Below are 12277 nucleotides of genomic sequence, written 5' to 3' on the forward strand. Positions count from 1 at the left end.
GCGGGCGCTCGGTGGTAGTCTGAGCCATCCATTTCCCCCCTTTCCGGCCTGTGTTTGGGCGCCTTGTCGCGTCCATGCCCCGGCCACCGGACGATTATTGCTGATGGATGCCTGGTCCCGTAGTCTCGAGCGCCTCGAAGCGGAGTTCCCGCCGGAAGACGTTCATACCTGGTTGAAGCCGCTGCAGGCCGATCTGCGCGTGGACAGCCTGGTGCTGTATGCACCGAATGCCTTCATCGTCGACCAGGTCCGCGAGCTGTACCTGGCCCGGATCCGCGAGCTGCTGGCGCATTTCGCCGGTTTCAGCGACGTTTTTCTTGAAATCGGCTCGCGCCCGCGCCCTGTGGAGGCGCAGAACGCGCCGGTTTCCACGCCGTCGGCGCATGTGTCCAGCGAACCGCAGGTGCCCTTCGCCGGCAATCTGGACAGCCACTACACGTTCGCCAACTTCGTCGAAGGCCGCAGCAACCAGCTGGGCCTGGCCGCCGCCTTCCAGGCAGCGCAGAAGCCGGGCGACCGGGCGCACAACCCGCTGCTGCTGTACGGAGGCACGGGCCTGGGCAAGACCCACCTGATGTTCGCCGCCGGCAACGCCATGCGCCAGGCCAATCCAGGTGCAAAGGTGTTGTACCTGCGTTCGGAACAGTTCTTCAGCGCGATGATCCGGGCCCTGCAGGAAAAGACCATGGATCAGTTCAAGCGCCAGTTCCAGCAGGTGGATGCGCTGCTGATCGATGACATCCAGTTCTTCGCCGGCAAGGACCGCACCCAGGAAGAGTTCTTCCACACCTTCAACGCGTTGTTCGATGGCAAGCAGCAGATCATCCTGACCTGCGACCGCTATCCGCGCGAAGTCGAGGGCCTGGAAGCGCGCCTGAAGTCGCGGCTTGCCTGGGGCCTGTCGGTCGCGATCGAACCGCCGGACTTCGAGACCCGCGCCGCGATCGTGCTGGCCAAGGCGCGCGAACGCGGTGCCGAGATTCCCGATGATGTTGCGTTCCTGATCGCCAAGAAGATGCGCTCCAACGTGCGCGACCTCGAGGGCGCGCTGAATACCCTGACCGCCCGCGCCAACTTCACCGGCCGCGCGATCACCACCGAATTCGCCCAGGAAACCCTGCGTGACCTGCTGCGCGCCCAGCAGCAGGCGATCAGCATTCCAAACATCCAGAAAACCGTTGCCGACTACTACGGCCTGCAGATCAAGGATCTGCTGTCGAAGCGTCGGACCCGCTCGCTGGCCCGTCCCCGCCAGGTCGCCATGGCCCTGACCAAGGAACTGACCGAGCACAGCCTGCCCGAGATCGGCGACGCCTTTGCCGGTCGCGATCACACCACGGTGCTGCATGCCTGCCGCCAGATCCGGACCCTGATGGAGACCGACGGCAAGCTCCGCGAGGACTGGGACAAGCTGATCCGGAAGCTGAGCGAATGATGCACGGATGCCGATGAGGCGTCATCGCACAAAACGGTGCAGAATCCGGTAGCAAGCGCGGGACACGTTGTGGATAAAAATGCCGTTTGAAATCGCGCCAGATTTATCCACAGCTTTCCCCACCCCTTGGGGGTCGGTAATGCAGAGGGTTTCGAGGTCTGAAATACCTTTAATTACAAAGACTTAGTATTGTTTTCCAGCGATTCTGTCTCTACCAGCACCACCAAGCTTTTGATTTATTCCACATTTTTTAAAGCATAGGGGCACGGAACCACATGCGTTTCACACTGCAGCGCGAAGCCTTTCTCAAGCCGTTGGCACAGGTCGTCAACGTGGTCGAACGCCGCCAGACCCTTCCGGTTCTGGCCAATTTCCTGGTCCAGGTGCAGAACGGCCAGCTGTCGCTGACCGGTACCGACCTGGAAGTGGAGATGGTGTCGCGGATCGCGGTTGAAGATGCCCAGGACGGCGAAACCACCATTCCCGCCCGCAAGCTGTTCGAGATCATCCGCGCCCTGCCCGACGGCAGCCGGATCACCGTCTCGCAGACCGGAGACAAGATCACCGTGCAGGCCGGTCGCAGCCGTTTCACCCTGGCCACGCTGCCTTCGAACGACTTCCCGTCGGTGGATGAAGTGGAAGCCACCGAGCGCGTGGCCATCGGTGAGGCGACCCTGAAGGAGCTGATCGAGCGCACCGCGTTCGCGATGGCCCAGCAGGACGTGCGCTACTACCTCAACGGCCTGCTGTTCGACCTGCGCGGCGATGCCCTGCGTACCGTAGCCACCGACGGCCACCGCCTGGCGCTGTGTGAAACCGATCTGGCCAAGCCCAGCGGGTCCAAGCGCCAGATCATCGTGCCGCGCAAGGGTGTGACCGAACTGCAGCGCCTGCTGGAAAGCGGCGATCGCGAGATCGAGCTGGAAGTCGGCCGCAGCCACGTGCGCGTCAAGCGCGACGATGTCACCTTTACCTCGAAGCTGATCGACGGCCGCTTCCCGGACTACGAAGCGGTGATTCCGATCGGTGCCGATCGTGAAGTGAAGGTTGATCGCGAAGCGCTGCGCGCCTCGCTTCAGCGCGCCGCGATCCTGTCCAACGAGAAGTACCGCGGCATCCGCGTGGAAGTCTCGCCGGGCAACCTGAAGATCAGCGCGCACAACCCGGAACAGGAAGAAGCCCAGGAAGAGATCGAAGCGGATACCACGGTCAGCGACCTGGCCATTGGCTTCAACGTGAACTACCTGCTGGATGCCCTCTCCGCCCTGCGCGATGAGGAAGTCATCATCCAGCTGCGCGATTCCAACTCCTCGGCGCTTGTACGTGAGTCCAGCAGCGAGAAGTCGCGCCACGTGGTGATGCCGCTGCGTCTCTGACAGCTGCTGTTCCACGTGGAACCGAACGACGCCCGGGATCTTCCCGGGCGTTTTTTTTGCAGGTTCCACGTGGAGCATCGAGAAGACGCGGTTTTCCGGACGACGTCACTTCCGTCGATGGGCTCGGTTGAAATCCGTTGCCTTTCCGGGATGTTCGTCTCGATCGTTGAAAACAGGATCGCTGGATCGTAGCAATGACGAGTCGCGATTGATCGAAAGTCCAGGTGCAGGAACCGATACTCGTCGCCTGTCCCCAGATCTGGCCAGACAGGGACCGATGATCCTGCATCGCGGCGCGATGGACTTCCCTCTGCAAACGCCGCTGTCCACAGGGAAGATTCGATGCAGATTGGGGCAAGCCTAGCTTCTAAATCTGGGTATAAATCTAAAGCATGGTGGTGATGGTAGAGCCAGATCTCGTGGAAAAACACCTTATCTGACTGATTTAAAAGAAATTTATGCACCTGAAACCCCCTGTATATCGGCCTCCCAGCCTGGGGTGGAACCTGTGGATAGTTTCGAAGGCATGGCAAAAGGGCTTTTTTATCCACAGATTGCCCATACCTTGTGTATAAGTCATACAGGGCAGCTGTGGACAGCGTGGAACGATCGGTCTGAATTCTTTGAAATCTGTGGAACCGCCCAGGGCATGGGACCGTAGATTTCAAGGAATCTGCAGGTTCATCCGCTGGTACTCGTCGGCGACGAGGCAAGCGCTGTCCACGGCATCGCCTGAAATCGGCGAAATCCAAGGCTCACACCCCCGCTACCCTTCGCAGAATCGAAGGATTTCCGGGCTTGCCGAGACCCGCATCTGCTGGGATGAGGAAACAGCGCCACGTGGAACCAGCGGTCAGGGCGCAGGCAGACCTGCGGTAACTGCTCCATAGCTGGCCGGATAGCTGGCCGGGCACGTCCGGCTTGACCGATGCAGTAAGCTGATGAATTCCCTGCCCCTCTGCCGCCCCGTGCGGATGGTCTTTCGCGCCCCATGCTTATCCGCCGCCTCGCCCTGCACCAACTGCGTCGCTTCAATGCGGTGGAGCTGTCGCCCCAGCCGGGATTGAACCTGCTGACCGGCGACAACGGTGCCGGCAAGACCAGCGTGCTCGAGGCCCTGCACCTGATGGCCTATGGGCGCAGCTTCCGTGGTCGTGTCCGCGATGGATTGGTGCGCCAGGGCCAGGAAGCGCTGGAAATCTTCGTGGAATGGGACGAACAACGTGCCAATCACCCGCCGCACCGCCGAAAGGCCGGCCTGCGGCACAGTGGTCAGGATTGGAAGGGGCGCCTGGACGGCGAAGACGTGGCCCAGCTCGGCAATCTGTGCGCAGCGCTTGCGGTAGTCACATTCGAGCCAGGCAGCCATGCGTTGGTCAGCGGTGGTGGTGAACCCCGCCGCCGATTCCTCGATTGGGGCTTGTTCCACGTGGAACCTGATTTCCTGTCCCTGTGGCGCCGGTATTCGCGGGCACTGAAACAGCGCAATGCCCTGCTCAAGCAAGGTGGCCCGTCGCGGATGCTGGATACCTGGGATCACGAACTGGCTGAAGCCGGCGAACCGTTGACCAGCCGTCGGCAGCACTACCTGGAGCGTCTGCAGCAGCGCACCGTGGCGCTGGCTTCCAGCCTGGCCCCGCAGCTCGGCATCCAGGCACTGGAACTCAGCCCGGGCTGGCGTCGGCACGAGCTCCCTCTGGCCGATGCGCTGCTTCTGGCCCGGGAACGTGACCGCCAGGCCGGATACACCTCGGTCGGTCCGCACCGGGCAGACTGGAGCGTGGATTTCCACAGCATTCCGGGTCGCGATGCGCTGTCCCGCGGCCAGGCCAAGCTGACGGCATTGGCCTGCCTGCTGGCGCAGGCCGAGGACTACGCGGAACAGCGCGGCGAATGGCCGGTGATCGCATTGGACGATCTGGGCTCGGAGCTGGATCGCACCCACCAGGCGCGGGTTCTGCAGCGCCTGCTCGGTGGGCCGGCGCAGATCTTCATCACCGCCACCGAAACGCCGGCGGCGCTGCAGGAACTGACCCACATCGCCCGGTTCCACGTGGAACATGCACAGATCGTGGCTGTGCCATAGTGGGCACACCAGGGCCGCTCGACCCCGGCTGGTATAATTCGGGTTGAAATCCTTTCATTCTCGGCGCATCGCTCCAAGCGGTGGCCGACCTGCGGAGCCTACGGCAAGCGCAATGAGCGACGAACAGAACACCCCGGCAAACAACGGCAATTACGACGCCAACAGCATCACCGCCCTGGAAGGCCTGGAGGCTGTCCGCAAGCGACCCGGCATGTACATCGGCGACGTGCATGACGGCACCGGTCTGCACCACATGGTGTTCGAGGTTGTCGACAACTCGATCGACGAAGCGCTGGCCGGCCACGCCGATCACGTTGCAGTGACGATCCACGCCGATGGCTCGGTTTCGGTATCCGACAACGGTCGCGGCATTCCGACCGGCAAGCACGAGCAGATGAGCGCCAAGCTCGGTCGCGAAGTGTCGGCTGCCGAAGTGGTGATGACCGTCCTGCACGCAGGCGGCAAGTTCGACGACAACAGCTACAAGGTGTCCGGCGGCCTGCACGGCGTCGGCGTCAGCGTGGTCAACGCGCTGTCGCAGAAGCTGCTGGTGGACGTGTTCCAGAACGGCTTCCACTACCAGCAGGAATTCAGCAACGGCGCCGCCGTGACCGCGCTGGCCAAGCTGGAAACCACCACCAAGCGCGGCACCACCGTGCGCTTCTGGCCGTCGACCGTCGCCTTCCACGACAACGTGGAATTCCACTACGACATCCTGGCTCGCCGCCTGCGCGAGCTGTCGTTCCTGAACTCCGGCGTCAAGATCGTCCTTGCCGACGAACGTGGCGATGGCCGTCGTGATGACTTCCACTACGAAGGCGGCATCCGCAGCTTCGTGGAGCATCTGGCCCAGCTGAAGACCCCGCTGCACCCGAACGTCATCTCGGTCACCGGCGAGCACAACGGCATCGTCGTGGATGTGGCGTTGCAGTGGACCGACTCCTACCAGGAGACGATGTACTGCTTCACCAACAACATTCCGCAGAAGGACGGCGGCACCCACCTTGCCGGCTTCCGCGGTGCGCTGACCCGTGTGCTCAACAACTACATCGAGCAGAACGGCATCGCCAAGCAGGCCAAGATCAACCTGACCGGCGATGACATGCGCGAAGGCATGATCGCGGTGCTGTCGGTGAAGGTGCCGGACCCGAGCTTCTCCAGCCAGACCAAGGAAAAACTGGTCAGCTCCGACGTGCGCCCGGCGGTGGAAAACGCCTTCGGCGCGCGCCTGGAAGAGTTCCTGCAGGAAAACCCGAACGAAGCCAAGGCGATCGCCGGCAAGATCGTCGACGCTGCGCGTGCACGCGAAGCGGCGCGCAAGGCCCGCGACCTGACGCGCCGCAAGGGCGCGCTGGATATCGCCGGCCTGCCGGGCAAGCTGGCCGACTGCCAGGAAAAGGACCCGGCGCTGTCCGAACTGTTCATCGTCGAGGGTGACTCGGCGGGTGGCTCGGCCAAGCAGGGCCGCAACCGCAAGAACCAGGCGGTGCTGCCGCTGCGCGGCAAGATCCTCAACGTGGAACGCGCACGCTTCGACCGCATGCTGTCCTCCGACCAGGTGGGTACGCTGATCACCGCCCTGGGCACCGGCATCGGCCGTGACGAGTACAACCCGGACAAGCTGCGTTACCACAAGATCATCATCATGACCGACGCCGACGTCGACGGCGCCCACATCCGCACTCTGCTGCTGACCTTCTTCTACCGTCAGATGCCGGAGCTGATCGAGCGCGGTTATGTCTACATCGGCCTGCCGCCGCTGTACAAGATCAAGCAGGGCAAGCAGGAGCTGTACCTGAAGGACGACCCGGCGCTGGACAGTTACCTGGCCAGCAGTGCGGTGGAAAACGCCGCGCTGGTGCCGGCCACCGGCGAACCGGGCATCGAAGGCCTGGCGCTGGAAAAGCTGCTGCTGGCCTATGCCGCCGCGCTCGATTCCATCGAACGCAATGCCCACCGCTATGACCGCAACCTGCTCGAAGCGCTGGTCGATTTCGTGCCGATGGACATGGACAGCCTGCGCAATGCGGGCGAAGGCGAAGGCCTGGATGCGCTGGCCAAGCGCCTCAACCAGGGCAGCCTGGGCAGCCCGCGTTTCAGCCTGGAACTGCAGGAGGCCAACGAGGAGCGCCCCGCCGCCGTGTTGGTGACCCGTCGCCACATGGGCGAGGAGCACATCCAGGTGCTGCCGCTGTCGGCGTTCGAAAGTGGCGAACTGCGTGCGATCCACCAGGCCTCCAAGCTGCTGCACGGGCTGGTGCGCGAAGGTGCAACGATTTCCCGCGGCGCCAAGTCGATCGAAGTCGACAGCTTCGCGAAGGCGCAGAACTGGCTGCTCGAGGAGGCCAAGCGCGGCCGCCAGATCCAGCGATTCAAGGGTCTGGGTGAAATGAATCCGGAGCAGTTGTGGGATACCACGGTGAACCCGGAGACCCGTCGCCTGCTGCAGGTGCGCATCGAGGATGCGGTCGCTGCCGACCAGATCTTCAGCACCCTGATGGGCGATGTGGTCGAACCGCGTCGTGACTTCATCGAAGACAATGCGCTGAAGGTCGCCAACCTGGATATCTGACACAATCGGGACCTGGCCGGTGCGCGGGGAGCTGCACCGGCCTTCGTCCCTTGAACGCAGGTACCTGATGTCCGCATCCGCCCCGGTCTCCGCCGCTCCGCCTCCGGTTCCGCCGCCGTCTACCCCGCCGCGCGCCGTGGCACCGTTGGCAGGTTTCTTCATCGACCTGGGCATCGCCGCCGTCACCCTGGTCGGCCTGAGCATGGTCACCGGACTGTTCTGGGGCTTCTACCGTGCGATCGTGGTCAGCCGCGCCAACGTCGCGGCCAATGGCGGTGCACTCACACCTGACAGCGCCGGCGCGGCAGTGGGCCAGCCCGGGGCCCTGGCCCAGATCCTGATGGCCCTGATCGCCACCGGTGGTGCCGCGCTGCTGCTGTACTTCTGGCGGCGCCCGGCGAACGCCGGCGAACGCCTGGCCTCGCGACAGGCGCTGCAGCGTCCTTCCACCTGGGGCTGGACCCTGCTGGTGGCCACGCTGATCGTGGTTGGCAGCAACGGCGTCGCCTTCCTTTCCAAGCAGTTCGGCATCGAGCCGGTGCCGACCAACGTGGAACTGATGCAGAGCGCGATCGCGCGCTTCCCGTTGTTCCTGGTGCTGTTTGCGGTCGTTCTCGCCCCCGCCTACGAAGAGCTGCTGTTCCGTCGTGTCCTGTTCGGGCGCCTGTGGCAGGCCGGCCGCCCCTGGCTGGGCCTCATCCTCAGCAGCCTGGCGTTCGCCCTGGTCCATGAAGTGCCCGGTGTCAGCAAGAACTCGCTGCTGGGCATGGCGCAGCTGTGGCTGGTCTACGGCGGCATGGGTGCCGCCTTCTGCTGGCTGTACCGCCGCACCGGCACCCTGTGGGCGGCGATCACGGCGCATGCGCTGAACAACGCGGTGGCGCTCGCCGCAATGGTGTTCCTGGGGTCAACGTAACGCCGTGCCCGCTTGACGAAAGATTAAGCAGGTACGCTACACACTGCGCACATGAACACGGGGGCGGACCCATGAAACAACTGCTGCTGGCTCTAGTCATCACCACCGTGGTCAGTGCCTGTGCGACCACCACCTCGCCAACCGGAAGACGGCAGATGGTGGGCGGCGTATCGCAGGCACAGCTTGACCAGCTCGGCGCGCAGGCGTTTGCCGAGACCAAGCAGAAAGAGAAGATCAGCACCGATGGCCGCCAGAACGGCTACGTGCAGTGCGTGGTCAACGCGTTGGTCGCGCAGTTGCCGCCTCAGTACCGTGGCGTACGGTGGGAGACCGCCGTGTTCGTCGACAAGGAACCGAACGCCTTTGCCCTGCCCGGCGGAAAAGTGGGCGTGAACACCGGCATTTTCACCGTCGCCAAGAACCAGGACCAGTTGGCTGCCGTGATCGGCCATGAGATCGGCCATGTCATCGCGCGTCACCACGAAGAACGCATCACCCGGCAGATGGGCGCGCAGACCGGCCTGGCCGTGCTGGGCGCGCTGGCCGGTGCCGCCTATGGCGATGGCGCCGCCAGCACGGTCAACCAGCTGGGTGGGATGGGCGCGCAGGCGGCCTTCCTGCTGCCGGGTTCGCGCACGCAGGAAAGCGAGGCAGACGTGATTGGCCAGCGGCTGATGGCGCAGGCTGGATTCAACCCGGCCCAGGCCGTGGACCTGTGGCAGAACATGATGGCCGCCAGCGGCGGTCGCAGCCCGCAATGGCTGTCCACCCACCCCGATCCGGCCAACCGGATCCAGGAGCTGCGACGTGATGCACCGGGCCTGACGCCGGTCTACCAGCAGGCGCAGGCGGCCGGGCTGCGGCCAAAGTGCGGATGAGTGCGCAGTTCTATGCTGTATTGCAGCACATAAAACGATTTCTCACGCCATCTGTTTCTGATACGTTTGGCGGCTCAGATTTTTCTGACAGTCCGACTTTGCCGCTATCCGGCGGTTCGATCGAGGTGAACGATGATTTTCCGTAACCACAAAGCTGTGCTTTCCGTCCTCGTCGCGACCGCCCTGACCGGCGCCGTGGTCACCGATGCCTTTGCGCAGTCCTCGCGTTCCTCCGACCGTGGCAGCCGCGGCGGTAGCAGCAAGCAGGCCAAGGCCGAACCGCTGTACCCGAATGCGACCCGCCAGGAGCCGACCGCCAAGGCCTCGGCCAAGATGGGCAGCAAGCTGCAGAAAATGATCGACAGCTACAACAAGGAAAAGTTCCCGGAGACGCGCGAACAGGCTGACGCGATCCTGGCCGACAGCGCTTCCAACGAGTACGACAAGTCGCTGGCCGCGCAGCTGGCCTCGCAGGCCGCCTACCAGACCGACGACGTGCCGGGCGCCATCGCGTATCTGAAGCAGGTGATCCAGTTCAACGGCCTGGACAACAACGGCCACTTCCAGTCGATGCTGATGCTGGGCCAGCTGCAGCTGCAGGAAGACAAGACCGCCGAAGGCCTGGCCACCCTGGACAAGTACTTCGCAGAGAGCAAGTCGACCAAGCCGGAAGAGCTGATCGCCAAGGGCCAGGCGCTGTACCAGCTGGAGCGCTACCAGGAAGCGATCCCGGTGCTGAAGCAGGCCATCGCCGGCGCCGCCGAGCCGAAGGACAACTGGAACCAGCTGCTGATGGCGGCCCTGTCCGAAGCCGGCCAGACCGGTGAGGCCGTGCAGGCCGCAGAAGCGCTGGCGGCCAAGAACCCGACGGACAAGAAGGCCCAGCTGAATCTGGCCAACATGTACATGCAGGCTGACCAGATGCCGAAGGCCGCCGCGGTGATGGACAAGCTGCGCAGCAGCGGCCAGCTCACTGAAGAGCGCGAGTACAAGCAGCTGTACTCGATCTATGCCAACACCGAGAACAAGGAAAAGGACGTCATCGCGGTCATCAACGAAGGGTTGCAGAAGGGCATCCTGAAGCCGGATTACCAGGTCTACCTGGCGCTGGCCCAGTCCTACTACTACTCCGACCAAGTGCCGCAGGCGATCGATGCGTGGCAGAAGGCTGCCCCGCTCTCCAAGGACGGTGAGACCTACCTGAACCTGGCACGCGTCCTGCATGCCGAAGGTCGCGTCCCCGAGGCCAAGCAGGCCGCCCAGCAGGCGCTGGCGAAGGGCGTGAAGAACCAGGCGGATGCCAAAAAAATCATCAACCTGAAGTAAGTAGGAATAACGCCTGAATGCCTGCTCAGTTGATGCGCAGGCGCTCAGGATTGGTATAAGCTTGGAGGTTCCTGCGGTGTCATGCACCGCTGATCAGGGATCCCGCCCCCGGGATTCCGGCCCCACTATTGAGCTCTTGGCGCATGACGGAACAACTAGTCGTTCACCGGTACGAACAACCCGATGACAAGGGGCTGAGCTGGCCTCGCATCGTCGGCATCGCGTTTGTAATTGCCCTGCATCTGGCCGCCTTCATGATGCTCCTCATTCCCGCCGTGGCTCCCAAGGCCGTCGCGGAGAAGGAGCGCAACGTCATGGTGACCATCGTCGACGCGCCGCCGCCGCCCCCACCGCCGCCGCCGCCGCCGCCGCCGCAGGATACTCCGCCACCGCCGGTGAAGAATCTGTCGCCGCCGAAGCCGTCGCCCGTACCGCCGCCGCCGCAGGCGCCGGTCGTGGACGTGCCGGAGCCGCGCCCGAACGATATCGTCACCCCGCCGTCGCCCCCGTCGCCGCCGGCTCCGCCGACCTCGATCGAGGCCAGCGTGGACATCTCGTCGAAGGCCATGAATCCGCCGCGCTATCCGCCGGCCGCCTTCCGCGCGGGCATCCAGGGCGAAGTGATCCTGATCATTGATGTCGATGCCAACGGCAACGTCACCAATGTCACGGTGGAAAAGTCCAGCCGTAACCGCGACCTGGACCGTGCTGCGATGGAAGCAGCTCGCAAGTGGCGCTTCAACGCCGCTGAATCTGGCGGTAAGAAGGCGGCAGGTCGCGTTCGCGTCCCGGTCAACTTTGCGCTGAACTGATGCGTCCGGGTGGCCCTCCGGCCACCCCCGCTCCCGGTTCGATTGTTTAGCTTAGCTACACCCTTTATCACCACACACAACAAAGGTAAGCGTCATGCTGCAGGAAATTTTCATCGCCGCTGCTGCCGGGGGCAATCCGTCCAACGCCCTGTCGCAGATGGGCTTCGAGCACCTGATCCACGAAATGACCACCAAGCCGGGTGATTTCGCGGTTTCCTGGGTCGTGCTGCTGACCCTGATCGCCATGTCGGCCATGTCCTGGTACTGGACCGTCATCAACATCTTCCGTGCCACCCGCCTGAAGAGCGCCGCTGACCGCGTCGTCAGCCTGTTCTGGGACACCCCGAACGCGCAGGACGCCATCCGTGCGATGGAAGAGCAGCCGGCTTCGGAGCCGTTCTCGAAGATCGCCCTGGACGCTGCCCAGGCCGCTGCCCACCACCAGCGCGCTGAAGGCGGTGCTACCGGCGGCGTCGGTGAGAACCTGAGCCGTTCGGAGTTCGTCGACCGCGCTCTGCGCCAGGCCGTCACCCGCGAAAGCAACAAGCTGCAGTCGGGCATGACCCTGCTGGCCACCGTCGGCGCGACCGCTCCGTTCGTCGGTCTGCTGGGTACCGTGTGGGGCATCTACGGCGCGCTGATCAAGATCGGTGCCACCGGCTCCGCTTCGATCGACGCCGTTGCCGGCCCGGTGGGTGAAGCGCTGATCATGACCGCGATCGGTCTGTTCGTCGCAATCCCGGCCGTGTTCGCCTTCAACTTCTTCAGCAAGATCAACAGCGCGACCATCAGCAAGTTCGATACCTTCGCGCACGACCTGCACGACTTCTTCGCCACCGGTTCGCGCGTCCGCTAATTGCGGCGCGCGTCACCCAG

Annotated in this window: 9 protein-coding genes; all 9 read left to right on the top strand. The window is 63.8% G+C overall.

The window, feature by feature from the left end:
• Positions 1–103 precede the first annotated feature (103 nt).
• The 9 genes from dnaA (at position 104) to exbB (ending at position 12257) form a co-directional block, all read left to right on the top strand.
• Positions 104–1435 carry a chromosomal replication initiator protein DnaA gene (gene dnaA, locus AC5P8R_RS16130; protein WP_014645405.1) on the top strand — a complete coding sequence of 444 codons (1332 nt, stop codon included), beginning with the start codon at positions 104–106 and terminating at the stop codon, positions 1433–1435.
• 275 nt (positions 1436–1710) lie between these two features.
• The gene (dnaN, locus tag AC5P8R_RS16135) at positions 1711–2811 is read left to right on the top strand and encodes a DNA polymerase III subunit beta (protein WP_005411731.1); all 1101 of its coding nucleotides are present in this window, start codon (positions 1711–1713) and stop codon (positions 2809–2811) included.
• A 991-nt stretch (positions 2812–3802) separates the two neighbouring features.
• Positions 3803–4897, top strand: a complete 1095-nt coding sequence (gene recF / locus AC5P8R_RS16140; RefSeq protein ID WP_014645406.1) for a DNA replication/repair protein RecF — start codon at positions 3803–3805, stop codon at positions 4895–4897.
• A 112-nt stretch (positions 4898–5009) separates the two neighbouring features.
• Positions 5010–7469 carry a DNA topoisomerase (ATP-hydrolyzing) subunit B gene (gyrB, locus tag AC5P8R_RS16145; protein ID WP_014645407.1) on the top strand — a complete coding sequence of 820 codons (2460 nt, stop codon included), beginning with the start codon at positions 5010–5012 and terminating at the stop codon, positions 7467–7469.
• A gap of 67 nt (positions 7470–7536) precedes the next feature.
• Positions 7537–8385 (top strand): CPBP family intramembrane glutamic endopeptidase, encoded by an 849-nt coding sequence (locus AC5P8R_RS16150; RefSeq protein ID WP_046433405.1) that lies wholly within the window; start codon positions 7537–7539, stop codon positions 8383–8385.
• 71 nt (positions 8386–8456) lie between these two features.
• Entirely contained in the window at positions 8457–9263 is an 807-nt protein-coding gene (locus AC5P8R_RS16155) for a M48 family metallopeptidase (RefSeq protein WP_014645409.1), read from the top strand.
• A gap of 132 nt (positions 9264–9395) precedes the next feature.
• A complete protein-coding gene (locus tag AC5P8R_RS16160) occupies positions 9396–10589 on the top strand; it encodes a tetratricopeptide repeat protein (protein WP_014035419.1) in 1194 nt (397 codons plus the stop codon).
• A gap of 143 nt (positions 10590–10732) precedes the next feature.
• Complete coding sequence (locus AC5P8R_RS16165) at positions 10733–11401, top strand: energy transducer TonB (RefSeq protein WP_049408447.1); 669 nt, start codon at positions 10733–10735, stop codon at positions 11399–11401.
• Positions 11402–11495: 94 nt separating this feature from the next.
• Positions 11496–12257: a TonB-system energizer ExbB gene (gene exbB / locus AC5P8R_RS16170; RefSeq protein WP_005411738.1), complete on the top strand. Its 762-nt coding sequence runs from the start codon at positions 11496–11498 to the stop codon at positions 12255–12257.
• Positions 12258–12277 lie beyond the last annotated feature (20 nt).

The sequence above is a fragment of the Stenotrophomonas sp. YJH_SMC_73 genome, assembly GCF_059370155.1.